Origin of the sequence: Thermococcus sp. CX2 (genome assembly GCF_012027555.1) — an archaeon.
In the GTDB taxonomy this organism is placed as follows: domain Archaea; phylum Methanobacteriota_B; class Thermococci; order Thermococcales; family Thermococcaceae; genus Thermococcus.
Window position 1 is genome coordinate 28041 of the sequence record NZ_SNUQ01000005.1, and the last position, 26081, is coordinate 54121.

Annotated in this window: 33 protein-coding genes; 22 read left to right on the top strand and 11 right to left on the bottom strand. The window is 49.0% G+C overall.

Annotation, left to right across the window (positions count from 1 at the left end; all coding sequences use genetic code 11):
• Nucleotides 1-19: 19 nt before the first annotated feature.
• The 5 genes from E3E23_RS08910 to E3E23_RS08930 all read right to left on the bottom strand — a co-directional run bounded on the left by E3E23_RS08910 (nucleotide 20) and on the right by E3E23_RS08930 (nucleotide 4172).
• Entirely contained in the window at nucleotides 20-472 is a 453-nt protein-coding gene (locus E3E23_RS08910; RefSeq protein ID WP_167908114.1) for a peroxiredoxin, read from the bottom strand.
• Nucleotide 473: 1 nt separating this feature from the next.
• Nucleotides 474-1364 (bottom strand): thiamine pyrophosphate-dependent enzyme, encoded by an 891-nt coding sequence (locus E3E23_RS08915; protein ID WP_167908115.1) that lies wholly within the window; start codon nucleotides 1362-1364, stop codon nucleotides 474-476.
• Nucleotides 1361-3073 carry a 2-oxoacid:acceptor oxidoreductase subunit alpha gene (locus E3E23_RS08920; RefSeq protein ID WP_167908116.1) on the bottom strand — a complete coding sequence of 571 codons (1713 nt, stop codon included), beginning with the start codon at nucleotides 3071-3073 and terminating at the stop codon, nucleotides 1361-1363. The genes E3E23_RS08915 and E3E23_RS08920 overlap by 4 nt, the downstream gene beginning before the upstream one ends.
• Nucleotides 3074-3163: 90 nt before the next feature.
• Nucleotides 3164-3349, bottom strand: a complete 186-nt coding sequence (locus E3E23_RS08925; protein WP_167908118.1) for a hypothetical protein — start codon at nucleotides 3347-3349, stop codon at nucleotides 3164-3166.
• Between the two features lie 319 nt (nucleotides 3350-3668).
• Nucleotides 3669-4172, bottom strand: coding sequence for a PadR family transcriptional regulator (locus E3E23_RS08930; protein WP_240920786.1), 504 nt, complete (start codon nucleotides 4170-4172; stop codon nucleotides 3669-3671).
• A 205-nt stretch (nucleotides 4173-4377) separates the two neighbouring features.
• Between E3E23_RS08930 and E3E23_RS08935 the strand changes: the two genes are divergently transcribed.
• Both E3E23_RS08935 and E3E23_RS08940 read left to right on the top strand, forming a co-directional pair.
• Complete coding sequence (locus tag E3E23_RS08935; RefSeq protein WP_167908119.1) at nucleotides 4378-5367, top strand: 4Fe-4S dicluster domain-containing protein; 990 nt, start codon at nucleotides 4378-4380, stop codon at nucleotides 5365-5367.
• The gene (locus E3E23_RS08940) at nucleotides 5324-5683 is read left to right on the top strand and encodes a hypothetical protein (protein ID WP_167908120.1); all 360 of its coding nucleotides are present in this window, start codon (nucleotides 5324-5326) and stop codon (nucleotides 5681-5683) included. Before E3E23_RS08935 ends, E3E23_RS08940 begins: the two co-directional genes overlap by 44 nt.
• A gap of 13 nt (nucleotides 5684-5696) precedes the next feature.
• On the opposite strand, the gene E3E23_RS08945 is transcribed toward E3E23_RS08940, so the two are convergent.
• From E3E23_RS08945 to E3E23_RS08965, 5 genes are all read right to left on the bottom strand, one after another.
• Nucleotides 5697-6050, bottom strand: a complete 354-nt coding sequence (locus E3E23_RS08945; protein WP_167908121.1) for a DUF302 domain-containing protein — start codon at nucleotides 6048-6050, stop codon at nucleotides 5697-5699.
• A 12-nt stretch (nucleotides 6051-6062) separates the two neighbouring features.
• Complete coding sequence (locus E3E23_RS08950) at nucleotides 6063-7358, bottom strand: cytochrome c biogenesis protein (RefSeq protein ID WP_167908123.1); 1296 nt, start codon at nucleotides 7356-7358, stop codon at nucleotides 6063-6065.
• A 59-nt stretch (nucleotides 7359-7417) separates the two neighbouring features.
• Nucleotides 7418-7747: a hypothetical protein gene (locus E3E23_RS08955; RefSeq protein WP_167908124.1), complete on the bottom strand. Its 330-nt coding sequence runs from the start codon at nucleotides 7745-7747 to the stop codon at nucleotides 7418-7420.
• Between the two features lie 2 nt (nucleotides 7748-7749).
• On the bottom strand, nucleotides 7750-7956 hold the full coding sequence (locus E3E23_RS08960) for a hypothetical protein (protein ID WP_012571816.1): 207 nt from the start codon (nucleotides 7954-7956) through the stop codon (nucleotides 7750-7752).
• A gap of 110 nt (nucleotides 7957-8066) precedes the next feature.
• Nucleotides 8067-8606, bottom strand: coding sequence for a nitroreductase family protein (locus E3E23_RS08965; RefSeq protein ID WP_167908125.1), 540 nt, complete (start codon nucleotides 8604-8606; stop codon nucleotides 8067-8069).
• A gap of 134 nt (nucleotides 8607-8740) precedes the next feature.
• On the opposite strand from E3E23_RS08965, the gene E3E23_RS08970 reads away from it, so the two are divergent.
• The 6 genes from E3E23_RS08970 (at nucleotide 8741) to E3E23_RS08995 (ending at nucleotide 14876) form a co-directional block, all read left to right on the top strand.
• Nucleotides 8741-9715, top strand: a complete 975-nt coding sequence (locus tag E3E23_RS08970) for a HesA/MoeB/ThiF family protein (protein ID WP_167908126.1) — start codon at nucleotides 8741-8743, stop codon at nucleotides 9713-9715.
• A gap of 1 nt (nucleotide 9716) precedes the next feature.
• Nucleotides 9717-10808 carry a tRNA uracil 4-sulfurtransferase ThiI gene (gene thiI, locus E3E23_RS08975; protein WP_167908127.1) on the top strand — a complete coding sequence of 364 codons (1092 nt, stop codon included), beginning with the start codon at nucleotides 9717-9719 and terminating at the stop codon, nucleotides 10806-10808.
• 67 nt (nucleotides 10809-10875) lie between these two features.
• Nucleotides 10876-11397, top strand: coding sequence for a ferritin (locus tag E3E23_RS08980; protein WP_167908169.1), 522 nt, complete (start codon nucleotides 10876-10878; stop codon nucleotides 11395-11397).
• Nucleotides 11398-11600: 203 nt separating this feature from the next.
• Nucleotides 11601-12335, top strand: coding sequence for a Fe-S cluster assembly ATPase SufC (gene sufC / locus E3E23_RS08985; RefSeq protein ID WP_167908171.1), 735 nt, complete (start codon nucleotides 11601-11603; stop codon nucleotides 12333-12335).
• Nucleotides 12322-13746, top strand: coding sequence for a Fe-S cluster assembly protein SufB (gene sufB / locus E3E23_RS08990; RefSeq protein WP_167908128.1), 1425 nt, complete (start codon nucleotides 12322-12324; stop codon nucleotides 13744-13746). Before sufC ends, sufB begins: the two co-directional genes overlap by 14 nt.
• Nucleotides 13746-14876: a SufD family Fe-S cluster assembly protein gene (locus tag E3E23_RS08995; protein ID WP_167908129.1), complete on the top strand. Its 1131-nt coding sequence runs from the start codon at nucleotides 13746-13748 to the stop codon at nucleotides 14874-14876. Before sufB ends, E3E23_RS08995 begins: the two co-directional genes overlap by 1 nt.
• Nucleotides 14877-15116: 240 nt before the next feature.
• On the opposite strand, the gene E3E23_RS09000 is transcribed toward E3E23_RS08995, so the two are convergent.
• Nucleotides 15117-15683: an NADPH-dependent FMN reductase gene (locus tag E3E23_RS09000; RefSeq protein WP_167908130.1), complete on the bottom strand. Its 567-nt coding sequence runs from the start codon at nucleotides 15681-15683 to the stop codon at nucleotides 15117-15119.
• 141 nt (nucleotides 15684-15824) lie between these two features.
• Here E3E23_RS09000 and E3E23_RS09005 point away from each other — a divergent pair, with 141 nt between their 5' ends.
• From E3E23_RS09005 to E3E23_RS09075, 14 genes are all read left to right on the top strand, one after another.
• Nucleotides 15825-16394 (top strand): peroxiredoxin, encoded by a 570-nt coding sequence (locus E3E23_RS09005; RefSeq protein ID WP_167908131.1) that lies wholly within the window; start codon nucleotides 15825-15827, stop codon nucleotides 16392-16394.
• Nucleotides 16395-16661: 267 nt separating this feature from the next.
• On the top strand, nucleotides 16662-17519 hold the full coding sequence (locus E3E23_RS09010; RefSeq protein ID WP_167908132.1) for an FTR1 family protein: 858 nt from the start codon (nucleotides 16662-16664) through the stop codon (nucleotides 17517-17519).
• Nucleotides 17520-17586: 67 nt separating this feature from the next.
• Nucleotides 17587-17952: a CoA-binding protein gene (locus tag E3E23_RS09015; protein WP_167908133.1), complete on the top strand. Its 366-nt coding sequence runs from the start codon at nucleotides 17587-17589 to the stop codon at nucleotides 17950-17952.
• Between the two features lie 9 nt (nucleotides 17953-17961).
• Nucleotides 17962-18339, top strand: coding sequence for a DUF302 domain-containing protein (locus tag E3E23_RS09020; protein WP_167908173.1), 378 nt, complete (start codon nucleotides 17962-17964; stop codon nucleotides 18337-18339).
• Nucleotides 18340-18434: 95 nt separating this feature from the next.
• A complete protein-coding gene (locus E3E23_RS09025) occupies nucleotides 18435-18641 on the top strand; it encodes a heavy-metal-associated domain-containing protein (RefSeq protein ID WP_042681535.1) in 207 nt (68 codons plus the stop codon).
• A 1-nt stretch (nucleotide 18642) separates the two neighbouring features.
• On the top strand, nucleotides 18643-18861 hold the full coding sequence (locus E3E23_RS09030; protein ID WP_167908134.1) for a YHS domain-containing protein: 219 nt from the start codon (nucleotides 18643-18645) through the stop codon (nucleotides 18859-18861).
• Between the two features lie 220 nt (nucleotides 18862-19081).
• Nucleotides 19082-19984: a DMT family transporter gene (locus tag E3E23_RS09035; protein WP_167908135.1), complete on the top strand. Its 903-nt coding sequence runs from the start codon at nucleotides 19082-19084 to the stop codon at nucleotides 19982-19984.
• A gap of 72 nt (nucleotides 19985-20056) precedes the next feature.
• Entirely contained in the window at nucleotides 20057-20404 is a 348-nt protein-coding gene (locus E3E23_RS09040) for a helix-turn-helix transcriptional regulator (protein ID WP_167908136.1), read from the top strand.
• A 2-nt stretch (nucleotides 20405-20406) separates the two neighbouring features.
• A complete protein-coding gene (locus E3E23_RS09045; protein ID WP_167908137.1) occupies nucleotides 20407-22497 on the top strand; it encodes a heavy metal translocating P-type ATPase in 2091 nt (696 codons plus the stop codon).
• Complete coding sequence (locus E3E23_RS09050; protein ID WP_167908138.1) at nucleotides 22497-23066, top strand: isoprenylcysteine carboxylmethyltransferase family protein; 570 nt, start codon at nucleotides 22497-22499, stop codon at nucleotides 23064-23066. The genes E3E23_RS09045 and E3E23_RS09050 overlap by 1 nt, the downstream gene beginning before the upstream one ends.
• A gap of 9 nt (nucleotides 23067-23075) precedes the next feature.
• The gene (locus tag E3E23_RS09055) at nucleotides 23076-23807 is read left to right on the top strand and encodes a class I SAM-dependent methyltransferase (protein ID WP_240920788.1); all 732 of its coding nucleotides are present in this window, start codon (nucleotides 23076-23078) and stop codon (nucleotides 23805-23807) included.
• A gap of 78 nt (nucleotides 23808-23885) precedes the next feature.
• Nucleotides 23886-24569 carry a cupin domain-containing protein gene (locus E3E23_RS09995; protein WP_206205699.1) on the top strand — a complete coding sequence of 228 codons (684 nt, stop codon included), beginning with the start codon at nucleotides 23886-23888 and terminating at the stop codon, nucleotides 24567-24569.
• A gap of 379 nt (nucleotides 24570-24948) precedes the next feature.
• Nucleotides 24949-25329 (top strand): DUF302 domain-containing protein, encoded by a 381-nt coding sequence (locus tag E3E23_RS09070; RefSeq protein ID WP_167908139.1) that lies wholly within the window; start codon nucleotides 24949-24951, stop codon nucleotides 25327-25329.
• A gap of 90 nt (nucleotides 25330-25419) precedes the next feature.
• Nucleotides 25420-26073 (top strand): hypothetical protein, encoded by a 654-nt coding sequence (locus E3E23_RS09075; RefSeq protein WP_240920789.1) that lies wholly within the window; start codon nucleotides 25420-25422, stop codon nucleotides 26071-26073.
• Nucleotides 26074-26081: the final 8 nt, after the last annotated feature.

A 26081-nucleotide genomic window follows, 5' to 3' on the forward strand; every position in this document is an offset into this window, starting at 1 on the left:
TCTTTCCATGGTTATTAATTCATCCCTTCAGGACTGCTAGTATCTCGTTTAAGTCCGGAAGCTCTCCGAGAGGATAGACCTTCACAAAAGCCACCCTGCCGTTTTCGTCTATTATCACGTTCGCCCTTTCCGAGATGCCATCCTTCTCCCTGAAGAGGCCGTACTTCCGGGCAACTTCCCCATGGGGCCAGAAGTCCGCCAGGATTCTGAGCTTTTTAAGGCTCATGTGCTCTGCCCATGCCTTCTTTGTGGGGACTGAATCAACGCTTATTCCCACAGGAACAACGTTGAGCTCCTCAAGCTCATCGTAATGCTCCTCTAGGGCCTTCATTTGCCTTTCACAGATGTTCGTCCATGCTAAGGGGTGGAAAGAGAGCAGAACTCTCCTCCCCCTGAAGTCGCTCAGCCTGAACTCCTCCCCATTCTGGTCTTTCAAAACAAAATCCGGTGCAACATCACCAACTTTTACCATTTCAGAGCCTCCTTTTAATATCTAGAATCTTTCTTATCTCCTCAACCTTCGGCTCCCTCTTCCACAGCGGCGTTTTGTCCCTCTTGTAGGCAGGAACGAGCTCTTCAAACGTGGGCTTTTCGTTGATGTAGAACACGCCGAGCGGGAGCGGATCGGTTTCAATCGCGCGCTTAAAGGCCGCTTCTCTGTCGTAGGGGTCATGGTCGTCCATCCAGTAGGTGTGCTCCCTGTACCAGGCGTAGGTGTTCACCTTGTTGAAGCTGACGCAGGGGTGGAAGATATCGACTATGGCCAAACCTTTGTGCTCTATCGCCTTCTTTATTATCTCGACGCTCTCCCTGAAATACCCCATGAAGGTTCTCGCAACGAAGGAAGCATCGAGGGCTATGGCAAGGGCAATGACGTTGAACGGCTCTTCGAAGACACCCCACGGCTGAGTGGGCGTCTTCATTCCCTTCATCGTTGTGGGAGAAGCCTGGCCCTTCGTGAGGCCGTATATCTGGTTGTCGTGAATAAGAACGGTTATGTCTGGGTTCCTTCTTATCGCGTGAAGGAGATGGTTGCCGCCTTCGGCGTACATGTCGCCGTCTCCACCCTCTGCTATGACGGTCAGCTCTGGATTCGCCACCTTCACTCCAGTTGCTATTGGAATGGCCCTACCGTGGAGCGTGTGGTAGCCGTTGACTTTTATGTAGTGGGGCATCTTTGCGGCCTGACCGATACCGCTGATTATTGCCACCTCGTTGGGGTTAAGGCCGAGCTCCGCCAGGGCCGTTGTGAGTATGTTCCTGATTCCGAAGTTGCCGCACCCTGGGCACCAGGCTATGTCCTGGCTCCCTGGCCTCTTCGGTTCGAAGCGGCTCTTGTCGACCTTCTCAACGTTGGGGTTCATTCTACCACCACCTTGAGGGCATCGAGGACTTCTTCAACCGAGAAGGGCCTCCCATCGTACTTGAGAACCCTGTGATGAACCTCAACGCCAAGCTCCTTCCTTAGAAGCTCCGCGAACTGGCCCGTAACGTTGAGCTCGACGGCTATGATGGTCTTACCTTCGAAAAACTTCTTTGCCTCCAGGTTGAGCGGGTAGAGCCAGCTGAAGTGGAGCAGCGCTACATCGTCCCTACCGAGCTTCTCTATGGCCTCCTCAACAATGTGGAGCGTCGAGCCCCAGGCGACGATGATGTACTTGGCATCCTCCCCTCCGAGGAGTCTTGGCAGCGGTGCGTTCTTCCTGATGGTTTCGAGTTTTCTGATTGCCCTCTTCTCCTGCATTCTGACTGTGAGTTCTTCATCCTCTGTTATGTCGCCCCATTCGTCATGCTCGTTTCCGTTGGCTACAACAACATCCTCACCGTAACCTGGGATTGCCCTCGGCGATATTCCGTCCTCGGTGAGTTCATACCTCCTATAGCCGGGCTTTGCTTCGACTATGTGTTTTTCGACCTTGACCTTATCCAGCTCGAACTCGGGGAGGTTGTAGTAGGTATCCACAAGGTACTGGTCGGTGAGTATTATTACGGGTACCTGGTACCTGTCTGCCAGGTTGAATGCCTCAGTGCTCAGGTAGAATGCCTCCTCTATGTTGCCCGGGGCGAGGATAATCCTCGGGAAGTCCCCGTGGCCGGCGTGGAGAACGAGATTTAAGTCGCCCTGCATGGTTCTTGTGGGCAGGCCGGTTGCAGGTCCAGGCCTCTGGGCGAGGTGTATGACTATCGGGTTCTCGGCCATTCCAGCCAGGCTGAGCGCCTCGGTCATCAGGGCAAAGCCGCCGCCGGAGGTGGTTACCATAGCCCTCGCTCCGGCGTACCAGGCTCCTAAGGCCATGTTGATTGCGGAAATCTCGTCCTCGACCTGCTCCACCACTATCCCGAAGTCCTCCGCATGCTGTGCCGCGAAAACTGCCACTCCCGTTGAGGGGCTCATCGGATAGAAGCTGAGGAAGTTCATACCCCCGGCGAGGGCACCAAGAGCCACAGCCTCGGCTCCGCTGAGGAGTATCTCGTCCCCGACCTTTTCGTCCCTTTGGACTTCTACCTTTACGGCGCCCTCCTCGAGGAGCTTGAGGCCGAGCTCGTAGCCCTTCTTTGCCGCCTCGATGTTCTTCTGAACAACGTTCTCGCCCTTGCTCCCGAAGCGCTCCTTCAGGTATTCCTCAACCGCCGAGAATTCGCCGCGGAAGATGCCAACGACAATGCCCGCCGCTACGGTGTTGAGGTAGAGCTGACTGCCAACATCGAGCGCCATCTTGGTGAGGGGAACCTCGATGAAGTGGACCTTCTCGAGAAACTCCTCCTCGACGTTCTCCTTCTCGCCGATGACGACTGTGCTCTCCGATATCCTGTCCTTGACCCACGGAAGAACACCGCGCTTGAAGGGAATCAGAATGTCTATCTTCTTCACGAAAGCCCGTACTCTCTTGGATGAAACCCTTATCTCCGTGGTGTTTATGCCCCCACGAACGCGCGACATGTACTCCTTGTTTGCATAGACGTTGTAGCCTGAGAACTTCAGCGTTCTGGTCAGAATCTCCTCGACGGTCTGGATGCCCTGTCCGGCCGCCCCACCTAAAACCACAGAAAGGTCTTCTCGAAACTCCACCATAGCACATCACTTCTGATTAAGTTCGACTTTCGACCTCATAAGGTTTGTGAATTAGATTTATATAATTTTCTTTTGCTACCCTAATGATAGCTATAAGTGGTTTTTGAGCACAAATAGAACGAAGCCTATAGCCATTGCCCCCAGAATTAGGGCTATTGCAATTTCAAGCCTTGAAAAATCTCCAGTTTCCTTGCTTTCTCTCAGAAACTCTTTTTGTTTTGTCTCCGCAATTCGGACAGAATCTCCAATGGTCTTCTGATCAGTTATTATCCTCATCAAACCACCGCTACGATGTATTTCTCTTTCAAAATATATAAGCCTTTTGGGAGAAATTGAGTAAATCCAGATGGTTCCGAAAATGTTAATAATCATGACGAGAAACTGACTATGATAGTCCCACTGAAGATACTGACAAGGAAGTTTTTGACAGTCTTGAGGAGTCGTGGATGTAATATCAGGATGGAAAGTAGAGAATCCAACATATGAACTCGTCTCGCTGGAGAAACCGGGCACCACGAGGTAGTGATCTTGAGTAGGAAAAATAATCACCTGTCTTGTAGATGATAAGATTGAGGGTATCCCTCCAAATGGATGTTCAGGGGTTCCTTTTAAGCTCCTCTCTTCTCTCCTCCAGCTTTTTCTTCAGAGCCTCTATCTGTGTATTTAGAGTCTCGCGGATGTTCTCAAGGAGCTTGAGGTATTCCTCTAGGGTTTCAGTTTCCATTTCACGTCCGTACCCCATCGTCTCTAACTTTTCTCTCAGCATTATGTGGTACTGAACAGCCATATAAAGACCTCTGAGTGCAACTTCGTTCGCTTCTTTCAGGTATGTCCAGCCCTTGTCAGTTAGGGAGTATTTTACCAGCCTTCTCTTCCCCCGGTACTCTTCATGAGGTTCTATAAGACCCTCCTCGACCATCTTGTTCAGCATGGGGTAAAGGTTGCCATAACTCGGCTTCCAGACGCCGGAGGTGATGTTCTCTATCTCCTTGATTATCTCGTAGCCGTGAGCCTTCCCCTTGAGGGCGATTATCAGGAGTATCATGTTCCTCATGGGCACCGTGAACATGTTCCTCATGACACTCGCTTCGGATGACATGGGCCACACCGCCGAAAGGCTCATAATCTGAGCGAATATATCGAGAGTAGATATATTGACTTTGGATGCATCCTTAATATGTTGAGAGGTGAACTTAAAAGGTTTGAGGAAGCAGGCTGCGGGGACGATAAAAAAGAACTGGCTAAGGGTAAAAATGATAAAAAGCGCATAACCTATCAAATTATTCGAGTTAGGGGTGTGATAGATGACCAGTCTGAAAGTCAAGCTCGCCAGAAAGTTCGTCTCCTTCGTCCTCCCCGACGTTAGAAAGCTCGTACCTCCAGGGACACAGGTGATTGAGCCTTCTCCCTCTTCCTTCGACGGCAGAACTGTCCCGGAAGTTGTTGCCATCCATGGCCGCCCCGGGATTCACATCCTCAAGATGCTCGTCATCATCCCATACCTCATCAAAACTGCATACTACGCGCGCAAAAGCATTAAAAGCGTCCGCAAAAACCCTAAAAACCCAAAGAGAGTGGCCGATGAGGAGTTTTTCCGCGAGCTTGAGGCGTATGCGAAAGAGCTCGGCGTCTCGGCCATCGGCTATACCGAGGTTCCGGTGGAGTACATCTTCAAAAACAGGGCCCTCCTCTTCAAGAACGCTATTGTCCTTCTAATGGACATGAGAAAGGAGCGTATAGAGAAGGCTCTTGGCTTAGTTGCTGGTATGGAAGTGTGGAGGACCTACGCCGAGCTCAGTAAAGTGGTCTACAAACTCTCCGAGTTCCTGAGGGAGCGGGGCTATGCTGCCCAGCCCGACCCTCCGATAGGCGGGAGCACCAACTTTCCCCTCCTCGCACAAAAGGCAGGCCTCGGCTACATAGGGAAGCACTCCCTCCTTATATCGGAGCGGAATGGTCCATCCCAGAGGATAGCGGCAATATACACGAGCATAGAGAATCTTCCCCACACCGATGATAGGGTGGATCTTTACTCGTGGATTCCTGAGTTCTGCGAGGTCTGCAACCGCTGCGTCTCGGCCTGCCCAGCAAACGCTATTTACCTAAAACCAAAAATTCTCGAGGATGGCCGCAAACAGTACGTAGATTATAAGAAATGTGCGGTAGTGTTCTCCAAGACCCTTGGATGTGGTATCTGCATTAAAGAGTGTACTTTTTTCAAGGGGGAGTTTTTCAGGATAAAAAAGGCCTATGAGAAAATATCAAGCAGAAAAACTCAACAGTCCTTTAAGTAGGTGGAGAATCGACCCCGCGACGGCCGTCATCGTTGGCGGTCTCTGGGGCGTCCTGACGGAGCAGGCCTTTGCAGGCTTCTTCATACTCCTCTCTGGAAGTCCAACTTTCATTCCCTTCGCCCTGATGGTCTTTTCGGTTTACGGCTTCTTCGTTCTTGCATCGCTCCTCCTCTACCGTGAGGAGCTGTCAGAAACCGGAAGGGAATCGCGCTGGGCACCGGTGGTGCTTTTCGTGATGATGCTCGTGGTTTCAATAGGTGTATGGTTCCTCTGGGACGGGTTCCTTTCTCTTTTTGGCTTTGAAGGGGGTGGTTGATAAAAAGAAAAGCTCAGAGCTCCTCTATAACTCCCTTGACGACCTCCAGGGGCTCTTTGATTATGTCGAGCACGTCGTCGGCGGTGTTGATGGCCACGTAGGTTTCGCCGTCCTTCTCGTAGAAGAGCACCGGACACGGCGCGAAGGAGCCTATCTCGTATTCCTTCTTGGTCATCTCGTAGAAGACCTTTGGGTTGCAGACGTAGAGTATCCTGTAGGGCTCCATCTCGACCCCGAGGTTGTTCTTGATAACATCGCTTGGCGTGAAATCAAGGATCACTTTGTAGCCCCTCTTTGCGAGCTCCTCCCTAAACTTCTTTTCGGCTTCCTCAACGCTCATCCCAACCTTCCTTCTGTATCTGAACATTTTTCCACCTCCTCAGAGTTTTGAGAGGCCCTCAAAGAGGGCGCTCCAGAGCTTTAACGGTGTGAGTTCTGTGAGCATAAGCAGGCCGAGGAGCACGAGGATTACACCCAAGGCCCGTTCCCACCTTGCTTTGCCAGACTTGCCGAGGCTTATCCTCCCCGAGAGGAACTTCCTGTTTATCCAGTCCCCCAGGTCTTTCGAGGAGGTAATCAGGTAAACCGTCAGCCCCATGCCAAGGCCGTAGGTTCCCATCACGATTATCCCGCTTAGGGTGTCGCCGCTTAGTGCGGCAGTAATGACGGCGAAGCCGACGTAAGGGGCTATGCAGCCGAGCCACGTGGCCCCCAAGGCCGAGCCGAGGGCGAAGTCATACAGCTTTCCTCTCTTCGACGCCACCTTATCCGATGCCGAAAAGCTCAGGAACCTCTCAAGCTTGGCGCTTACGCTCTCGCTCAGGAAGCCCAGGCCAATCACTATGAAGCCGAGGCCGCCTATGAGGTACAGGGCTCCCCTTATCTGGGCCGCATAGGAACCAAAACTACCCGCCAGAGCGCCCAGGAGGGCGAAAGATAACACCATGCCCGCTATTATCAGCTCCACGCTCCTCCTCGCGAAAGTGAGGGAGAAAGTGCCGACTATGAGGGGCAGGACGCAGGGTGAGAAGACGCTCAGTATTCCGGCCGAGAATATCGGCAGGAGAACCGCGAGGGTGAGGTTTGTGTTGTTTTCCTGGGCCTGGGACGTTGCAGTTTCCGTGGTTTGAGTTTGTTCCCCTCCTTGGGGGTTTTCATCGCTCCCCACTGCAGTCTTTACGAAGAACTCCAAACCATCAGGATTGAGCGCACCGATCGCTACTCCCTTCAGGATTCTGGTGCCGTTCTCGACCTTGAATATTACCATCGTTGGCGTCCCCGGAACGCCGACGCTTATCTCTTCCCCCGGAGTTTTTGGCCTGTAGTAGCCGGCGTTGTCGGGCTGGATGACCACAACGTCATCGTAAACCCTGTATCTGAGCGTTGTAAGGGAGCGCGCTTTGTAAACGTCGATGGAAACAAGGTTCAATCTCGAAAGGGCCTCCTTGGCTTTCTCAGTCGGGAAAACGCTCGTCTTCATGTAGTTGCATGCCGGACAGCTCTCCGAGTGGTAGAAGATGAAAAAGTACTCTCCATCATGGGCCTTGATGAGGTTATCCAGCCCTTCCCCGGTCGAGACATCGTGGAAGGTTAGCTCGCCGTATCTGACTTCTCCGGCTCTTACACTTCCTGCAAAAAGAAGTATCAGGATGATGATTATTAGCGCCTTCTTCACACTATCACCTTAGGAAATAAAGATTTAAAAGTAAAAACCTTTTCTTGAAGCTTTTTTCATCAAAAAGTCATCGGGACGTAACCTTTTTCGAGGTAGTCCGCTATTATCTTCCCCACGTATTCCACTCTGGTGTACTTTTCCAGCTTTACTGCAAAACCCCCATCCTCGGCTATCCTTCTGCACGAAAGGGGAAGCTTGCCCAGCTCCCTCAGCCTCTCAATCCACTGGAGAAATTTCCCATCTCCCTCCGCAATCTTCCTTTCGATGGGCCCGAAAAGTATCACCTCAACGTCCTCTACCCACTTGTATTTCAAAGCGTTGGTAGCCCACATGAAGCCTACCAAAGCTTTTTCGTCCTCACTGGAGATTATAACAAGCGCTTTTACCATCTCTACCCCTCCAGGGCCTTTATGAATTCTTCAAAACTCCTTGTTGAAATCTCCCTTTCCATAACTATGACGTTTATGTTGCCGCATTCATATTTGGCGCACAAACCGATGCATTCCTCAACGCTGACTTCGTAGCCCTTCTCTTGGAGGAGCTTGACGACTTCCTCCAAGTAATCACCAGCACAGAATTTGCAAACCTTGGCTTTCATCTTATCACCCAAAAGTGTTTCGGAGGTACATCTTTTTGGTCTCACTATTTCTAATGTGAAAAGTCTCCAAGTTTTTCAGTTTTCAAAATGTAAATGAAATCGGGATGCCCTCATTTTTCGAATGGCATGCCAAACCTGTTATAGCTGACCTTCCCCCATTCGAAGACCTCTTCGCCGTGGGGCGGCTTGTTCTCCGCTGGATAGCCAACGCCAATGATGCAGAGAACGCGGTAGTTTTCTGGAATGTCCAAGAGCTCCCTCACGTATTCCTCGGCGCTCTTCTCCTCGTTGTGCATCCTGTTCCTAATCTGCACCCAGAAGGATCCCAGACCCAGGGCAACGGCCGCGAGATGTATATGCTCGGCCGCTATGGAAGCGTCCTCGATCCATACGTCGCTCCTTTCACCATCAGCCGTCACGACGATGGCTAAAGGTGCCGTTGCCAGCCCAGAGGCGCCTAACTTCGCTTTCGAGAGCTTCTGGAGCTTTTCCTTATCATCAACGACTATGAAGTGCCAGGGCCTTTTGTTGTATGAACTCGGCGAAAGGAAAGCAGCCTCAAGAAGCTTTTCTACCAGCTCCCTCGGGACTTTCTTATCCTGAAAGCGCCTTATACTTCTCCTTTTTCTCAGCACCTCGAAGAACTCCATGCCACCACCGACAAGAATTTCCTGGAATCCATATTAATATCCTTTTCCAAAGTTGGCATTTCCCAGAACTGTCCAGAACTTTTGGTTTTCAAAAGCCTTTTTTGAGCCTCGTAGAAGCATCCAATGGTGGGAGCATGGTGGATGTAAAGATGGACTTTTCGAGGCACTTCCCGATAATCGGTATGGATGGCCAAAGAAAGCTCGGCGAGAGCACGGTTGCAGTTGTAGGTGCCGGAGCACTGGGAAGCTGGGAGGTCTACTTCCTTCACAAACTGGGCGTTGGAAGAATAATAGTGATAGACAGAGACTTTGTGGACGAGAGCGACCTTCCGAGGACGATATACACTAGTGATGATGTAGGAAAGCCCAAAGTGGAGGTCCTGAAGGAGCGCTTTGAGAACGTTATTGGCTACTTTGAGGACTTAAACCCGTCAACGGTGCACCTTCTGGACGAAGCTGACCTCATTATAGACGGAACGGACAACATTTACACGAGGCAGGTAATAAACGACTACGCGGTGAAGAGCAACAAACCGTGGATTTACGTCGGCATCTTGGCGACTTACGGCAACCTGATGCCCATAATTCCGGGAAAGACTGCCTGCTTCCGCTGTTTGATGCCGAAGCTGCCCTCAAGGCCCATGCCAACGTGCGCCGTCGCAGGGATTATGAGCTACGTTCCTCCCCTGGCTGCTTCACTGGCCGTTACTCTAGCGGCTAAGATTCTCCTGGGTAAGGAAGTGAAGAGTGAGCTGATTTTCTTCGACACCAAGACACTTGACTTTGAGAAGGTGGAGATCCCGAGGAGGGAGGACTGTGATGTCTGCGTTAGGCACAACTTCACGTTCCTGGAGAAGCAGATGAGGATAGAGCACATGTGTGACGGTTCGATTCAAATAACTCCCCCCGAAAGGATGAGTGTAGACCTCGATGAGCTCGCCAAGAGGCTCGATGCCCTCGGCATTGAGTACATCAAGACGTCGCAGTTCATCCAGTTCGAGGACGACTACGCCGAGATTCTGATATTCAAGGGCGGGCGGATGGTAGTTAGGGGAGCAGAGGATGAAAAAGAGGCCAAAAACTTCTTTGCGCGCTATTTGGGTGGTTGAGATGATACTGGTACGCTATGGTGAGATAGCAGTAAAGAGGGGCAAAAGGAGGGAGTTTGAGAGGAGGCTCGTAGAGAACATCCTCGCTGCCTTAGAGAGGAAAGGGATTAAAGCAAAGGCGAGGCTGATCAGAGGACGAATCCTCATTGATGCCCCAGATGAAGCGGCTGAGATTATTGCAAAAGTCCCGGGCGTTGTTTCGGTTTCGCCTGCGAGGGAGATGAACTATGAGGAAGTGCCAGACTATCTGAGAGAAGCCCTGAAAGGTCTGAATCCGAAAAGCTTTAAGGTGGAAACTCAGCGGCTGGATAAGGCGTTCCTCAAGACCTCTGTTGAGGTTAACAGGGAAATAGGAGCGTTCATTGTGAAAGAATTTGGCTGGAAAGTAGATCTGGAAAACCCCGAGCTCACGATAGGAATTGAGATTATAAAGGGGAAGGCCTACGTTTTCTTTGAGAAGATTAAAGGCGTCGGCGGGCTTCCAGTTGGCACGCAGGGGAAGGTCGTGGTTCTGCTCAGCGGTGGCATAGATTCACCCGTTGCCGCATTCCTCATGATGAAGCGGGGAGCAGAAATAATGGCGGTCCACTTTGACCAGGGAAAGCACGCAAAGGAGGTTGTTGAGAAAACCGTTGAGATACTCAATGATTACTCCCCAAAAGACATTGAGCTCATTGTGGAGAACCACTTTGAAGTTCTGAGACCATACGTGGCCGTCCTCAGCAGGATAAACATGCGGGAATGGACATGCGTCCTGTGCAAGGTCGCCATGCTGAGGAGAGCCGCGGAGATAGCGAGGGAAGAAGGTGCACTGGGTATTGTTACGGGGGATTCCCTTGGCCAGGTGGCTTCGCAGACACTGGCGAACCTATATTTCGAGACCATGAGCGTCCGTTTCCCCGTGCACAGACCCCTGCTGGGCATGGACAAGGAAGAGATAGTTAAGATTGCGAGGGAAATTGGCACATATCAAGCCTTTTTAGAGTACCCATACTGTGATTGTCCGTTCAGACCCGAGAGAGTTGTGACCCAGGGGAAGTATGAGGAATTCTTGAAAATCTTGGATATTTTGGAAAAAGAGGGAATAATTTAAAGTTTTTCAAAAATCTAAGGCGAAAACTTTTAGAGTAACAACGCGTAACTATAGTAAGGTGATGCCCATGCTGAGCGAAAGGATGTTGGAAGCTCTAAATGAGCAGCTTAACAGGGAGCTTTATTCTGCATACCTGTACTTTGCAATGGCGGCCTATTTTGAGGACCTTAACTTGGAAGGGTTTGCCAACTGGATGAAAGCGCAAGCTGAGGAGGAACTTGGGCACGCACTCAGATTTTACAACTACATCTACGACAGGAACGGAAGGGTCGAGCTGAAAGCAATAGAGCAGCCACCAAAGGAGTGGGAATCCCCACTGGCAGCATTTGAGGCAGCATACGAGCACGAACAGTTCATAAGCAAGTGCATAAACGAGCTCGCTGCTCTGGCCGAGGAGGAGAAGGACTACTCAACGAGGGCATTTTTGGAGTGGTTCATAAACGAGCAGGTTGAAGAAGAGGCAAGTGTCAAAAAGATTGTTGATAAGCTCAAGTTTGCAAAGGACAGCCCGCAGGTTCTTTTCATGCTCGACCAGGAGCTCGGTCAAAGAGCTCCGCAGCTTCCAAACCTCCTTCTTCAGGGGGGCTGAATTTTTCTCTTTTTTGTCAATATTTAGATTGCATGGGCTGTGCGTGAACTAAATCACAGTATCAAATTTTGACGGATTGAAAGCTGACCCAAATAAATGCTACCAGGATGTGAGGCCCAAGTTGATTACACAAATTTGTGAAGAAAGGTTTTAAAGGCGAACTTTTTTACCCAATACTGGGTATATAAAGGACGGTGATGGACATGCTGAAGGTGGAAGATTTACACGTCAAAGTTATGGATAAGGAAATACTCAAGGGAATCACGCTTGATATTGGAAAAGGCAAACTCCACGTCGTCATGGGTCCCAACGGAAGCGGAAAATCAACTCTGGCCTTGACCATAGCCGGTCATCCAAGGTACAGGGTAGTGAAGGGCAGAATAACCTTTGACGGTGAGGATATAACGGAGATGAAGCCAGAGGAGAGGGCCAAGAAGGGAATATTCCTCAGCTTCCAGCATCCAGTGGAAGTCGAGGGTGTTAAGGTCATCCAGTTCCTTCAGAGGATGCTGAAGAACCTGAGGGGAATAGACGAAGTTGAGGCTTACGACATGATCTTCAAAGCCGTTGAAGAGCTCGGCTTCGACAGCTCGATGCTCTCAAGAGGGCTCAACGTCGGCTTTTCAGGTGGAGAGAGGAAGAAGCTTGAGATGCTTCAAGCCTACCTTATCAGGCCGAAGCTCCTGATTCTGGATGAGCCGGACAGTGGGGTTGATGTTGACTCACTCAAAGTCATGGCCGGGATAATTGATAGGCTGCACAGCGAGGGCACCTCAATACTCCTAATCACCCACTACGGCAGAATATTGGAGTACCTCAACGCCCAGAAGGTTCACGTCCTCAAGGAGGGCAGGCTGGTTGCCTCCGGCGGAGTCGAGCTCGTGAAGATAATCGAGGAGAAGGGCTTCGCGGCGGTGGAGGACTATGGAGCAGTCTAAACTCGCCGAAATACTCAAAGCTGGCTCCCTTGAGGAGATACTCGGCACGGCAGTGCCATATCCTAAAGAGATAGAGCTCAAGGGCGAGCTGACGAAGGACATGATAGAGGAGCTCTCGAGGATAAAGAACGAGCCGGAGTGGATGCTCAGGCACAGGCTCAAGGCTTTAGAGCTCTTCCATAAGCTACCCATGCCCAAATGGGTCGTCGGCATTGAGGAGCTTGACTTGGAAAGCCTTACCCTTTACTCGAAGCCCGAGATAGGCAATGAGATCAAGGACTGGGAGGACCTGCCCGAGAACATCAGGAGGACCTTTGAGAGGCTCAACATTCCCGAAATAGAGAAGAGGTTCCTCTCCGGCTTAACCGCCGTGTTTGACAGCGAGAGCGTCTATTCGAAGCTCAAGGGCGAGTTCGAGAAGATGGGCATAATCATGATGCCGATGGAGGAGGCGGTGCAGAAGTATCCGGACCTCTTGAAGAGGTACTTTGGCAGGATCTTCCCTGCTGGAGAGCACAAGTTCTCCGCTCTGCACCATGCCCTCTGGAGCGGGGGAGTTTTCGTCTACGTGCCCAAGGGCGTGAGAATCCCCTTCCCAGTCGAGGCCTTCTTCGTCATAGGTTCGGCTTTGGAGGGACAGTTCGAGCACACTCTCCTGGTTGCCGACGAGGGAAGTTACATACACTTCATCGAAGGCTGCTCAGCTCCGATGTACAAGGGTTTCTCCTTCCACGACGGTATGGTCGAGATTTACGCCCACAGAGGAGCGACCATCAAGTTCACCACGATACAGAACTGGAGCCGTAATGTGATAAACTTCAACAACAAGCGCGCCATCATAGAGGAGAACGCCTACGTCGAGTGGATAGAGGGCAGCATAGGGAGCAGGATAACCTACACCTACCCCTCGAGCGTCCTGAAGGGCGAGGGCGCGAGGACTGCCCAATACGTCGTCTCCCTCAGCAACGGGCCCTTCATGAAGGATACCGGTGCGAAGACCTGGCACCTTGCCCCGAACACCAGCTCCAAGATAGTCTCGAAGAGCATAAGCGCCAACGGCGGAATAAGCATCTACCGCGGTCTGGTGAGGATCATTAAGGGCGCCAGGAACTCGACCGCTACGGTTTCCTGTGATTCACTCATCCTCGACAAGAAGAGCAAGGCCTACACCTATCCGCACAACCAGAACGACGAGCCGACTGCGAGCATAATCCACGAAGCCACCACCGGAAAGCTCGGCGAGGACAAGCTCTTCTACATGAACTCGCGCGGAATAGGTGAGGAGGAAGCGAAGAGCCTCATAGTGCTCGGCTTCATTAGCGAAATCCTCGAGGGGCTGCCTTTCGAGTACGTCGAGGTGCTCAAGAAGGTCATAGAGCTGGAGTTCAGCGAGGTAGGAGGTGTTGGCTGATGCGCTCTATCGAGCTCTCTGACAAGCCCTTTGATAAGCGCCTTGAAAAGCTGAAAAAGCTTGAGTACCAGAAGTACGGCGACAGTCCAACGATAAAGAGCTATACAAAGTGGAAGCTCTTTGAGGAGAACTCACCACTTAAGCTTCCGACGGAGGCAAAGGCCGGAGAAGTAAAGATTAAGGCGCACGTCCTCCTCTCTGGGAGTGAAGCGAGCTTTAACCTTCCAGCCGGCGTTGAGCTAACTGAGGGAACCCTCGGCCTCTCAAGTCCAGAGGAGTCAAGAATCCTCGGCTTCCACTTCTACGCGCTGAAGAAGTCCTACAGGCTGAGGATAACCGAAGACCTTCTCGAGCCGCTCGTGATAGTATCGCACCTATCGGAGAAGGCCTTCATCAGCCACCACATCAGCATAGAGGCCGAGGGTGTGAAGGTGCCGATAATCATCTACGATTTGAGCGAAGAAGGAACAAAATCCCTAGTGGTCGAGCTTAAAGCGAGAAACGCCGACTTCGAAATCCTCACCGTCGGAAGGCACTCTTCGCTGTCCCACTACCTCCTGAGGGCATCACTCGGCGAAAAAGCTAGAGTTAACGCGTTCACCCTCATTAAAGGTGGCCTCATGAGCCACCACCGTGAAGACTACTCGCTTGAAGGTAGAGAGAGCGAGCTCATCCTGAGGGGAATGCCTCTGGGCATAAGCTCGGCCGTTGACTACCTCACTAACATCCTCCAGTACGGCGAAAAGAGCAGAAGCGAGACAAAAGTGCACGGCTTCTCTTATCAAAAAGGTTGGGCAGTACATAGGGGTGTTGCGAAGGTCTTCGAGAGTGCAAGGGACTCTTCAAGTAGGGTAATCTCGCACATGACGATAATGGATGAAGGATCTCTTGGCGTGAGCGTGCCAATGCTCGAGGTCGATACATCAGAAATCGAAGAGGCTTCCCACTCAGCAGCAGTCCATCAGTTCGACGAGGATGCCCTCTTCTACCTCCGTTCGCGCGGGCTTGAGAGGGAGGAGGCGTTGAACCTCTTCATCCACGGCATCGGCGAGGCCTTGAGCGGCCACCTGGAGCGCCTCAGGGGCAAGGCCAGGAGCAACATAGCGGAGCTCATCGAGGGTCTGCTCTGACTTTTTCTTCTCTTGTTCCGTGTTCACATGGGACACGCTTATAGCAGGTGACAGCAAATATATCCCGGGGTTTTGAGAGTGAAGACGCTTAAGTACTCCGGAATCGCCGGCGCCCTAACCTACTGGCTATTCGTGGCGTGAGCATAAGCAGGAATCCGTGGTTTTCCTTCTTCCACAACGCCCTCAGCGACTTGGGCGACCCATCTAAGGCGGTCTCTCCGTGGATATACAACTACGACCTCATAGTTCCCCGCTCCTTTTCTCTGGGTTTTCTCTTACTTCGTCCCTTATCGGCTTCAGGGCCTTCGCGTACTTTTCGAGAGTCCCGAAGAGCCTTCCAACCCTCTCCTCATACTTCTCGTCCTTTAGCTCTTCGCCCTCGAATATGTCGTCCACGTTGTAGAACAGAACCTGCGCAACCGGGAGCATGCGGTAGTTAAGCGACACGGTTCTCAGCTCCATCAGCAGCCTAACGCCGCCGGTAACGCTTGAGACGGTACATATTCCAACTGGTAAAGCCTCGTACTCGTCGTAAATCGTATCCAGGAGTATCTTAAGCTCTCCGGGATAGCTCCCGTTGTACTCGGGTGCGACTATGATGAGCGCATCCGCTTCGAGAATCTTCTCCCGATATTTTTCCATCTCCGGTGTGATCTTCCAGCGGTGGGTGTAGGCGAGGAGGTAATCGCGGACGTCTATCAGCTCGGCGTCCCAGCTGAATTCTTGAGCCTTCTTCACGAGGTACCTCGCAACTTTCTCGCTTTTCCTACCTTCCCTTGCCGTTCCGAGAACTACCTTAACCTTCATCTTATCACCGAAAGAAGTTCGCTTTTGAGATATTTAAATTTGCCCTTCAAAATGCAATACTTTCGATTTTGGAACTTTTCACTTTGTTAGGCAAACCTATATAAGTTAGGTTTCCCAACATAGTGCCGAGGTGTTTGAAAGATGGTGAAAGTTGGAGAAATCGTCCCGGACTTTGAGGCAGATGCCTACCTTCCGGAGAAGGACGCAATAGAGAAGGTTAAGCTTTCGGACTACAGGGGCAAGTGGGTTGTCTTGGCCTTCTATCCAGCGGACTTTACCTTCGTCTGCCCGACGGAGCTCGAGGAGCTTGCCGAATACTACGAGGAGTTCAAGAAGGAAGGCGCCGAGATCCTGAGCGTTTCAACGGACACAGCTTACGTCCACAAGGCCTGGCACGACACTTCCCCCGCGATCAGGAAGATAAAGTACCCGATGCTCGCCGACCCAGCCGGAAAGATATGCCGCTTGTTTGGCACCTATATCGAGGACGAGGGCGTCTCCTGGAGGGCGACCTTTATCATAGACCCTGACGGAAAAGTCGTCCACATGGAGATGCACGATTTGAGCATAGGCAGGAGCGCGAAGGAGATACTTAGGAGACTCAGGGCCTCTAAGTATGTGAGGGAGCACCCCGGACAGGTGTGCCCGGCCAGCTGGGAGCCCGGCAAGGAGACCCTTGAGATCAGCCTCGATTTAGTTGGAAAGATTTAACTCTCTTTTCCATTTTGTAAATTTTGAGCCGTTTCTTTCTCACATTAGGCAGGTGACAGACATGGGCATGCTCATATCCGGGCAATTATTGCGAATTGTCTGAAACTCAGGTTCGATATCCAAACCACTGGGTTTTGCTGTTGAAGTATCTCCCTCCTGAACGCGGGCGTTTTCACCCCTACGTCCAAAACTTCAATTTGGCAAAGATAAAGTTCATAAGTTATCCGAGAGATTTTAGACTGGCCTAAAAATTTCGGGGGTGGAGTAATGAACGCTGGCGCTTTCCTCATAACCTTCAGAGAGGCCCTTGAGGCCGCTATAATAGTCGCAATAATAGTTGCCTATTTAAGGAGAACCAACCGGACTGAACAGATAAAAAACGTCTGGATCGGCGTGGGACTTTCCCTGCTGGCCAGTATTCTCTTCGGAGCCGCGATACTGGGGCTCTATGGGGGCCTAGAAGAGAAGGAGCTCTTTGAGGGCCTGGCTTCCTACCTGGCTGTGATAGTCATCACGAGCATGATATACTGGATGGCTACCAAAGGTAAAAACATCAGGGCGGAGATAGAGAGCAGGATCAGCAACACAATAGGTCCCCTTGCATTAATCGGCTTTACGTTCATAGTTGTCTTCAGGGAGGGACTTGAGACTGTCCTGTTCCTCACGCCCTTCGCGACTCAGGACTTCGGCGGAACGCTCCTCGGGTTGATAGCTGGCTTAATCGGTGCTTTGGTCCTGGCGTATCTCATATACGGCCTTGGAATGAGGATAAACCTGAGAACGTTTTTCTATTACAGCTCAATACTCCTCGTTTTTGTAGCGGCTGGTTTGGCTGGTTATGGAACCCACGAGCTCATAGAGTGGGCTGAGGAGGAAGGAATGGATTTGGGATTCATAGGTGAAACCGCCTACGACCTCGGAATTCCGAGTGAAAGTTTGTGGCATCACAAGGGCGCGGTGGGCTCTGTACTCGCCGTACTTTTCGGATATTCCGTAACTATGGAGTGGGGAAGGATAATAGTGCAGTTCGGTTACCTCATCCTCGCCCTGTACCTCGTGCTCAGGGTGTATGGGAGGGAACCGGCACTGAGCCCAAAGGAGAACAAGCTCAAAAGCACAGTTTAATCTTTTTCCCATTTTTGTCCAACAACGTATAAAAAGGATGAATCTAAGTTCAAGTTGGGTGAAGAAAATGGATGCACGGAATTTCAAAAGGATTGCTCTGGTAGGAGCGAGCCCGAATCCGGTCAAGTACGGTAATATAATTCTAAGAGATTTAACGAGGAAGGGCTTTGAGATTCTACCGGTTAACCCAAATTACGATGAGATTGAAGGGCTAAAGTGCTACAGAAGCGTTAGGGAGCTCCCGAAAGACGTGGATGTGATAGTCTTTGTTGTCCCTCCCAAGGTTGGTATCCAAGTAGCAAAGGAAGCCGTTGAAGCTGGCTTCAAAAAGCTGTGGTTCCAGCCAGGTGCTGAAAGCGAAGAGATTAGGGAATTTTTGGAGAGTAAAGGTGTTGAGTACAGCTTCCACAAGTGCATAATGGTGGAGACGTAGGTGATGCCGATGAAGTTCTACTACGTCCGAAGATTTGAGAGAGATTTAGACGAACTCTGGGAAGAGCTCAAAAGGAAAATAGAGGAAGAAGGGCTCCTTATAGTGGGAGAGAGGATTCCGGTGAGCATAGTGGAGAGAGATGATGGCATCGTTGCGGACTACCACGTGCTCTTCATATGCGATAGAGAAGTTGTGGCGGAGCTCGTTAAGCTCGACCCCAACATCGGCGCTTTAATGCCGTGCACAGCGTTTGGCTACGTCAGGGAGGATGGTGTTTACGTCGGCGTTGGACTGCCGAGTGTCGCCTGGAGAATAGCGGGCGAGGAAGTAGTGGAGCTCATGAAGCCCATGGAGGAGAAGCTCAAGAGGATAATTGACTCCCTTTGATTTTTCAATTTTTGAAACCTTTGCTATGTTTTCTTCTCATTTTGGGAAAGATAAGGGCAATAAGCTTTCATGCTTAGTCTATATCGGTGATTGAAATGGCAAAGGTTGTTTTGAAGATTAACAACATGAGCTGCCAGCACTGTGTAATGACAATTAAGAGGGCTTTGGAAAAAATTGGCGCCAAAGCAGAGGTCAGCCTCGAGAACAAGACCGCGGTCGTTGAGTACGACGAGTCAAAGCTCAAGATCGAGGACCTAATCAGCGCGGTTGCGAAGTTTGGATACGAAGCGGAGGTGGCTTGAAATGCCCATAGACCCAGTCTGTGGAATGGAAGTTAGTGAAGAAACCGAGTTCAAAGTGGAGTACGGTGGAAAGACTTACTACTTCTGCTCTCCACACTGCAAAGCTCAATTTGAAGCAAATCCCGAAAAATACGTCAAGGAAGAGGGAATGAAGCACGAGCACGGCATGCATTCTCATGGTCATAAACATGGCAGAGGACACGGCTGTTGCTGCCATTGATCTTCTTTACTTTTCCTTTGTAGGGATACTGCTGATGAAGGGGCATGCATTTTAATGTTATCAATTGGCGGTAATGCTCTTTCTTTCTGCCGACTCTGGTTTGGCGTGGAGTTCTTCACTGATTAGCGTGACACTTTAGCTGAAAGAGTGCAATTTTGTATTACCTTCCTCTTTTTCGTGTGAACTAAACTTATAAGGACTTTATTTTAGAGTTACTACCATGACTCACCATTATGGCTATGTAAGCGCTCTCCTAGCAGCACTGCTCTTTGGAATAAGCTCAACGCTGAACAAAATCGCCCTTAGAGATGTCCATCCAATGATTGTAGCAGGGAGCATTTATCTAACGGCTGGAATAGTTCTAATGCTTCTCCGCTTCACACCACTTAAGGATAAAATCCTTGAAAGACTTCAATTTAAAGTTAAAACCCAAGAATACTTCTCAAGGCGAGACCTCCTGCTATTAGCTTTTATAGTGCTCTTTGGCTCTTTTTTGGCACCGCTATCCTTTATGTTTGGGCTTGATAAAACAACAGCGGTCAATGCATCCCTTCTACTCAATACTGAAACATTGTTCACAGTTTTAATCGCTCTCTTAATCTTTAAAGAGAAAGCCTCACGAGAAAGTATTTTTGGAATCCTCTTAATCCTGATTGGAGCCGCTGTGATCTCGACGGAAAACTTTAGGGAGATAGAGCTGAGCAAAGGCATCCTTGGGAACATTTTAATAATCTTGGCAGGTCTTTCATGGGCGATAGACAATAATTTGAGCAAGTTGCTAAGCGTTAAGAGGGATCTGCTCTTGGTAACTTCACTAAAAGGACTGTTTGGAGGGAGTGCACTATTAATTTTGGCTTCTCTAATTGGAATTCCTCCCTACATTCCGCTTCAAAGCCTTCCGTACATACTAACGGTCGGTGCTTTCAGCATAGGCTTCTCCATCGTGCTGTTTCTATTTGCTCTAAGAGAAATTGGAGCCATGAAAACAGGAGCAATTTTTTCAACTTCCTCATTAATTGGCGCATTTTTTGCTTTTTTAGTCCTTGAAGAGAGCTTCACAACAATTAAAGCGTTCTTTGGCATTTTGATGTTTTTTGGAGTGTATTTGCTCTCTTTGGAGTGACTCTACTCACTTCTGTTCAGAAACCTTTATAATAATATTTGCACAGTTGCTCAAATGTAGAGGTGATGGAGAATGGCGGAAGTGTGTAAGGTGTATGAAGAGCACTTGGACAAAATCATCGAAGCCAAGAAAAAGCTGCCTGATGATGAAACAATACTTGAGGTTTCCGACTTCTTTGACGCTTTAGGCAACCCTACAAGGCTTAAGATACTTTTCGCACTGCTGGAGGATGAACTCTGCACGTGCGATTTATCGAACATTACCGGCCTGTCAGTTTCAGCTATATCCCACCAGCTCAGGATTCTGAAGGATAGAAAAATCGTCACATACAGGAAGGACGGAAAGAACGTCTTCTATCGCCTGGATGACGAGCACATAAGGGAGATTTTGAAGGTTGCGCTTAAGCACATGGAGGAGTGAGCATGCCAAAGAAGCTCAAATTAGAAGGCCTTGACTGTGCCAGCTGTGCCTATGAAATTGAGGAAGCGCTGAAAAAGGAAGGCTTTGAGTTCGCCTTAGTCAACTTCACGACGAGCGAGCTGGTTATTGAAGGGGACGTGGAGAGGGCCAAAGAGATAGTGAAAAAGGTCGAGCCGGGTGTTAAGATAATTGAGGAAGAGGAACATCACCACGACAATGACCATGGACACCACCACGATCACGACGAAGACCCACGGAAGACGCTCTACTTCATCATACCTTCGCTCGTGCTCTTCACGGTGGGAATTATCCTGAGGTACTACTACAACTACGACAATGCCTTCGTGTTTGGAATATTCGTTGCAAGCTATCTCTTAGTGGGCTGGAAGGTGCTGAGGAACGCTTTCATCAACTCGGTGCATGGAAACGTCTTTGATGAGAACTCCCTCATAGCTATAGCCACATTAGGGGCATTTGCAATTCGGGAATATCCAGAAGCTGTGGGGGTTATGCTGTTCTACATCGTTGGCGAGTTCTTCCAAGACATAGCTGTCAACAGGTCGAGGCGCTCAATTAAAGCATTGCTATCATTAAAAGCCGAATATGCAAACCTGAAAGTCGGTGATAAGATAGTTAGAGTCAAACCGGAGGAGCTCAAGGTAGGGGACATTATAATTGTCAAGCCCGGTGAGAGGGTTCCAGTTGATGGTGTTGTTATTGGGGGAAGCTCGAGCGTCGATACTTCAGCTTTGACCGGTGAAAGCGTGCCAAGGACCATTAAGGAAGGAGATGAGATTCTCTCTGGAATGGTGAACTTAAGCGGTCTTTTGACGGTCAAAGTTACGAAAGAGCTTAGAGAATCAACTATTTCGAGGATTCTGGAGCTTGTGGAAAATGCAAGTGCAAGGAAGGCCAAAACGGAGAAGTTCATCACAAAGTTTGCTCACTACTACACCCCAGCAGTTGTGGGATTAGCTGCACTCGTTGCTTTAATTCCTCCATTAGCTTTTGGAGAGCCCTTCTCCAAGTGGCTCTACAGGGCTTTGGTGCTCTTGGTAATCTCATGCCCTTGCGCTTTAGTGCTTTCAATACCGCTCGGCTACTTCGGAGGGATTGGAAGAGCAGCGAGGGAGGGCATACTCGTCAAGGGCTCGAACTTCCTCGATGCCCTCAGCAAAGCCACAATCGTAGCTTTTGACAAGACGGGTACACTGACGAAAGGCGTTTTTAAGGTCACGAGGATAGAGACGAGAAACGGCTTCAGCGAGGAAGAAATCGTTAAGTTCGCCGCTTTGGCAGAGGCACACTCAAACCACCCGATTGCAAAGGCGATAAAAGAGGCTTATGGAAAAGAAATCAACGAAGCGCAAATAAAAGAACACGAGGAAATAGCGGGACACGGTGTTAGGGCAAAAATAGACGGCGTTGAGGTGATGGTGGGCAACGACAGGTTGCTGCACCGCTTTGATGTTGAGCACGATACATGCCACGTAAAAGGGACCGTCGCTCATGTGGTCGTTAACGGAAAGTACGCAGGATACCTGGTTATATCTGACGAGATAAAGGAAGATGCTCCGAAGGCTATTAGAGAATTAAAGCGCCTGGGCGTTAGGAAAGTTATAATGGTGACGGGAGATAACAGAGACGTTGCAGAGGAAATAGCAAGGCAGATCGGCGTGGATGAGTTCTATGCTGAACTTCTGCCCGAGGACAAGGTTAAGGTCATTGAGGAGCTTGAGAAAAAGAAAGCTCCGAATGAGAAGATAGTCTTCGTTGGAGACGGCATAAACGACGCTCCAGTGCTGGCGAGAGCTGATGTAGGAGTTGCAATGGGGGCTCTGGGAAGCGATGCGGCAATAGAGACGGCAGACGTCGTTATAATGGACGACAAGCCATCAAAGCTGCCGAATGGCGTCAGGATAGCAAGGAAGACCCAGAGGATAGTTTGGGAGAACATAATCTTCGCCCTTGGGGTTAAGCTGGCCTTCATAAGCCTCGGAATCCTTGGAGAGGCTACAATGTGGGAGGCTGTCTTTGCGGATGTTGGCGTTGCCCTGATAGCGGTCTTCAACGCGATGAGGATTTTGAGGTGATGTGGATGCTCTATGCGCTTGGCGTTATTTTCTTCCTCCTGCTGTCTCTCTACTCATGGTTTGGGATAAAGAGGGCCTATGAAAAGGGAAAAACCTTGCCTCTCCGCGTTTCGGTGGCGATATGGATAGGAGATACCCTCCACTCTATTCTGGTGCTCTGGGCCTCGTTGGGAGGGCTCTGGCTGATGCCCATTAACGCAACTGCTGCCTTAATCGGTGGCTCTGTGCTCGTTGCTGTGGGGCTTGTCATAATGCTTCTCGGCATGCTGGAGTTCCGCTCATTCAAGAGGATGTCCGGTTTGGATTCCTCAAAACTCATAACTACAGGCATATATCGCTACAGCAGGAACCCTCAGTATACAGGATGGTTCTTAGCTCTCATTGGAATATCCATTATGGGACGCTCGCTCCTCGCGCTCCTGCTTACGGTGGCACTCCTTATGGGGATTCACTTGTATAACGTTAAGCTTGAAGAACCCTACTTGGAGCGCATATTCGGCGAGGAGTACTTGAGATACAAAGAGAGCACTCCGAGGTATTTTGGAATGCCCAAAAGAAGGAATAAATGAACATAAAGCTTGAGACAAGCTATAAATAATTTAAGATACGAACTACAAAAGGCGAACAGAATGAATTCAAAAAACCGCAAGGTATTACGGGTATATAGAACCAAGGCTCAGGCAAAAAAGGCTTATGATAAGATCAGCCGATTTTACGATTGTTTTGCATTCTTGGAGAAAAAATATAGGGACAGGGCATTGGAGCTGTTGGACATTAAAAAAGGAGAAACTGTTTTGGAGATTGGCTTTGGAACAGGGCACTGCTTGAAGAAAATGGCTGAGTTAGTGGGAGATGAGGGGAAGGTTTACGGTATTGACATCTCTTCTGGGATGCTGGAAATTAGTAAACGGAGACTTGAAAAAGCTGGGCTTTTGGATAGGGTCGAGCTGTACTGCGGAGACGCCTCAAAATTGCCCTATGAAGATAACAAGTTTGACGCTGTTTTCATGAGCTTCACCCTTGAACTTTTTGACACACCGGAGATTCCGAAAGTTCTTAATGAGATTAGGAGAGTCTTAAAACCCGATGGAAGGCTTGGAGTTGTCAGCATGTCAAAAGAAGGTGGGAATGTTTTGCTGAGGCTTTATGAGTGGCTTCACGAAAAATTTCCCCAATATATTGACTGCAGACCAATTTATGTTGAGCAATCAATAAGAGAGGCCGGATTTGAGATAAAGTACAAAGGGAGAGTGTGGTTATTTGGGCTGCCGGGAGAGATCGTTATTGCGGTAAAACCATCTAAACCGTAAAGGAGTAAACAAATGAATGATACAAATACAACAATGTTATATACTCTTTGAGCCAACAAGAGCACGGAGGGGGTAAAAATGCCAAAAGAGAACTTCTTTCCGGATATAATTACAAATTTACCAAAAGCTGATATTCTTATCGATGGGCTGCATGCATACCTTTTTCAAGGAGAAAACCAGCAAATCGTTTTTATGAGTTTTGAAAAGGATGTGGAAATTCCTGAACATTCTCACGAAGCACAGTGGGGAGTTGTGCTAGATGGGGAAATCGAATTAACCATAGACGGCAAGACATACATTTTCAAAAAAGGCGACACATATTTTATTCCCAAAGGCGTCAAGCACAGTGCGAAGATTAAGAAAGGTTACAAGGATATAACATTGTTCAACCAAAAGGATAGATACAAGGCAAAGGAGACTACACAACCAAGGGCGCCATGTGGGAAGATAGTAAAAAAGCAGGATGCTAAAAAGAGGGAGTTTAAGGGAGTTTCGTTCGATGTGTTGGCTGTTGGTGAAAAATCGATGATTACAAAGATGCACTATAAGGCTGGCGACCACGTGCCATTTCACAGCCACCCTAATGAGCAAAGTGGATATGTTGTTTCTGGAAAGATTCGATTGAGATTTGGTGAATATGATGAAATTCTCGAAGCTGGGGACAGTTATTCAATACCTGCGGGCATGGAGCATAGCGTTGACGCACTGGAAGACTCGATAGTAATAGATTTCTTTGTCCCTCCTAGAGAGGACTATCTATGAAGTAACTGCTGTTTTTATTATTCCAGCGTCTTTATTTTTTCTCTGGCTTGACTGTTACTTTTTGGGATTTTATGGAGACTAGAGGGGACTATCACTTTAGTTTAATGAATGTCCTTGGACTGCTCCTCTTTTTATCAGGTGTTCTCATGCGTAGAGTTGCTAAAGAACTCTTGCCATGCTCCTCTACTCTCTTGCTACCCCCATATTTTCTCAAGTCTATGTGGTTTCATTATTTGTGAAATCTCTAAACCTTATTATGTAGTTATGAATGTTCACTTTGGAAACTTTCCTTTTCTTGACTTTCAATTTTGGCAATAATAATCTTAATTATTGCTTCAAAATAGAAAATAATATGAAAACCAAGTAAGGTGATTACGAAATGTACGTCTACAAGAAAGAGACCAATCTGAGCTTTGAAGAAGCTGTTGATAAAGTCAAAGAGGAATTAAAAAAGGACGGTTTTGGAATACTGAGCGAGATTAGGGTTGATGAGCTGTTTAAAGAGAAGCTTGGTTTGGACATGGAGGAGTATGTCATCTTAGGTGCGTGCAATCCAAAATTCTCAAGTCAGCTCATAAGAATCGACTATGACAGCGGGGCATTTTTACCATGCAACATTTTAGTCTACGTCAAAGGTGGAAAAACTTACGTAAGCTTGCTGTTGCCGACGAGGGCGATGGAAATTACCGGGAACGAAGAGCTGCTGAAAGTCGCTGGTCGGGTTGAAGAAATATTAAAGAGGGTCGTTGGTGGGGTTTAGATCCTCTCTCCTTCCATCGTTTGAACTTACGAATGTTCCATTTATGAGGAATTTATTATCCAATGATCCAACTAATGGTGACTTCATCATATGGAGGAATTTCATATTCTCCATTTTGCCGAAAATTTTATATGCTCCATAAATGCAGTAATATATGTAAAAGCAGAAAAGCACTGTAGAAGGGAGCGAGTGTCCAAAAAGATAAGTGGGGTGAAAATTCCGATGCCGCATCTCTTTATTATTAGCTATGGAAACGACGCTGAGAGAAAGCGTATCGAATATCTCCTTGAAAAGTGGTCGGAAAGGGCCAAGATTTCAAAGCTAAGGGGTATCACCTTCATAATTGATACGGAAAATGTTTCCGAATTTGCTGAAGAGCTTCTGTCAAAACTTGACCCCCCTTCGTCAGATAAAGTCGAAGTGTACCACGTTAAAAAAGAAGACCTAAAGTCAAAAGTAGCTCCTAACAAAGTAGAATTGGAGTATATAACGAACGAAAATCCTCAGATTGTGCGAAAGCTGCTTAGATACATCCTATCCAAATGCAATGCATATTACGTTTCTTCAGATGACTTCTCAATGAGTTACAGAGCATACACAAAAAAGGGAAGGGTTGAGATTAGGATAGAGATAGAGGAAAAAAGCCCGAATGAGACTCAGATAGTCATTTCGCTTATGGGGTATGGAGAAGTAGTTGAGTATATGGCCAAAAAGCTCCGGGAGGAGCTTTCATTACTGCTGTGAGGTGATTC

Excerpts from the sequence above, each read along its gene's own strand:
- E3E23_RS08910 (WP_167908114.1), bottom strand. The coding sequence starts at position 472 with ATGGTAAAAGTTGGTGATGTTGCACCGGATTTTGTTTTGAAAGACCAG.
- E3E23_RS08915 (WP_167908115.1), bottom strand. The coding sequence starts at position 1,364 with ATGAACCCCAACGTTGAGAAGGTCGACAAGAGCCGCTTCGAACCGAAG.
- E3E23_RS08920 (WP_167908116.1), bottom strand. The coding sequence starts at position 3,073 with ATGGTGGAGTTTCGAGAAGACCTTTCTGTGGTTTTAGGTGGGGCGGCC.
- E3E23_RS08925 (WP_167908118.1), bottom strand. The coding sequence starts at position 3,349 with ATGAGGATAATAACTGATCAGAAGACCATTGGAGATTCTGTCCGAATT.
- E3E23_RS08930 (WP_240920786.1), bottom strand. The coding sequence starts at position 4,172 with ATGTCATCCGAAGCGAGTGTCATGAGGAACATGTTCACGGTGCCCATG.
- E3E23_RS08935 (WP_167908119.1), top strand. The coding sequence starts at position 4,378 with ATGACCAGTCTGAAAGTCAAGCTCGCCAGAAAGTTCGTCTCCTTCGTC.
- E3E23_RS08940 (WP_167908120.1), top strand. The coding sequence starts at position 5,324 with ATGAGAAAATATCAAGCAGAAAAACTCAACAGTCCTTTAAGTAGGTGG.
- E3E23_RS08945 (WP_167908121.1), bottom strand. The coding sequence starts at position 6,050 with ATGTTCAGATACAGAAGGAAGGTTGGGATGAGCGTTGAGGAAGCCGAA.
- E3E23_RS08955 (WP_167908124.1), bottom strand. The coding sequence starts at position 7,747 with ATGGTAAAAGCGCTTGTTATAATCTCCAGTGAGGACGAAAAAGCTTTG.
- E3E23_RS08960 (WP_012571816.1), bottom strand. The coding sequence starts at position 7,956 with ATGAAAGCCAAGGTTTGCAAATTCTGTGCTGGTGATTACTTGGAGGAA.
- E3E23_RS08965 (WP_167908125.1), bottom strand. The coding sequence starts at position 8,606 with ATGGAGTTCTTCGAGGTGCTGAGAAAAAGGAGAAGTATAAGGCGCTTT.
- E3E23_RS08970 (WP_167908126.1), top strand. The coding sequence starts at position 8,741 with ATGGTGGATGTAAAGATGGACTTTTCGAGGCACTTCCCGATAATCGGT.
- thiI (WP_167908127.1), top strand. The coding sequence starts at position 9,717 with ATGATACTGGTACGCTATGGTGAGATAGCAGTAAAGAGGGGCAAAAGG.
- E3E23_RS08980 (WP_167908169.1), top strand. The coding sequence starts at position 10,876 with ATGCTGAGCGAAAGGATGTTGGAAGCTCTAAATGAGCAGCTTAACAGG.
- sufC (WP_167908171.1), top strand. The coding sequence starts at position 11,601 with ATGCTGAAGGTGGAAGATTTACACGTCAAAGTTATGGATAAGGAAATA.
- sufB (WP_167908128.1), top strand. The coding sequence starts at position 12,322 with ATGGAGCAGTCTAAACTCGCCGAAATACTCAAAGCTGGCTCCCTTGAG.
- E3E23_RS08995 (WP_167908129.1), top strand. The coding sequence starts at position 13,746 with ATGCGCTCTATCGAGCTCTCTGACAAGCCCTTTGATAAGCGCCTTGAA.
- E3E23_RS09000 (WP_167908130.1), bottom strand. The coding sequence starts at position 15,683 with ATGAAGGTTAAGGTAGTTCTCGGAACGGCAAGGGAAGGTAGGAAAAGC.
- E3E23_RS09005 (WP_167908131.1), top strand. The coding sequence starts at position 15,825 with ATGGTGAAAGTTGGAGAAATCGTCCCGGACTTTGAGGCAGATGCCTAC.
- E3E23_RS09010 (WP_167908132.1), top strand. The coding sequence starts at position 16,662 with ATGAACGCTGGCGCTTTCCTCATAACCTTCAGAGAGGCCCTTGAGGCC.
- E3E23_RS09015 (WP_167908133.1), top strand. The coding sequence starts at position 17,587 with ATGGATGCACGGAATTTCAAAAGGATTGCTCTGGTAGGAGCGAGCCCG.
- E3E23_RS09020 (WP_167908173.1), top strand. The coding sequence starts at position 17,962 with ATGAAGTTCTACTACGTCCGAAGATTTGAGAGAGATTTAGACGAACTC.
- E3E23_RS09025 (WP_042681535.1), top strand. The coding sequence starts at position 18,435 with ATGGCAAAGGTTGTTTTGAAGATTAACAACATGAGCTGCCAGCACTGT.
- E3E23_RS09030 (WP_167908134.1), top strand. The coding sequence starts at position 18,643 with ATGCCCATAGACCCAGTCTGTGGAATGGAAGTTAGTGAAGAAACCGAG.
- E3E23_RS09035 (WP_167908135.1), top strand. The coding sequence starts at position 19,082 with ATGACTCACCATTATGGCTATGTAAGCGCTCTCCTAGCAGCACTGCTC.
- E3E23_RS09040 (WP_167908136.1), top strand. The coding sequence starts at position 20,057 with ATGGCGGAAGTGTGTAAGGTGTATGAAGAGCACTTGGACAAAATCATC.
- E3E23_RS09045 (WP_167908137.1), top strand. The coding sequence starts at position 20,407 with ATGCCAAAGAAGCTCAAATTAGAAGGCCTTGACTGTGCCAGCTGTGCC.
- E3E23_RS09050 (WP_167908138.1), top strand. The coding sequence starts at position 22,497 with ATGTGGATGCTCTATGCGCTTGGCGTTATTTTCTTCCTCCTGCTGTCT.
- E3E23_RS09995 (WP_206205699.1), top strand. The coding sequence starts at position 23,886 with ATGCCAAAAGAGAACTTCTTTCCGGATATAATTACAAATTTACCAAAA.
- E3E23_RS09070 (WP_167908139.1), top strand. The coding sequence starts at position 24,949 with ATGTACGTCTACAAGAAAGAGACCAATCTGAGCTTTGAAGAAGCTGTT.
- E3E23_RS09075 (WP_240920789.1), top strand. The coding sequence starts at position 25,420 with ATGGAGGAATTTCATATTCTCCATTTTGCCGAAAATTTTATATGCTCC.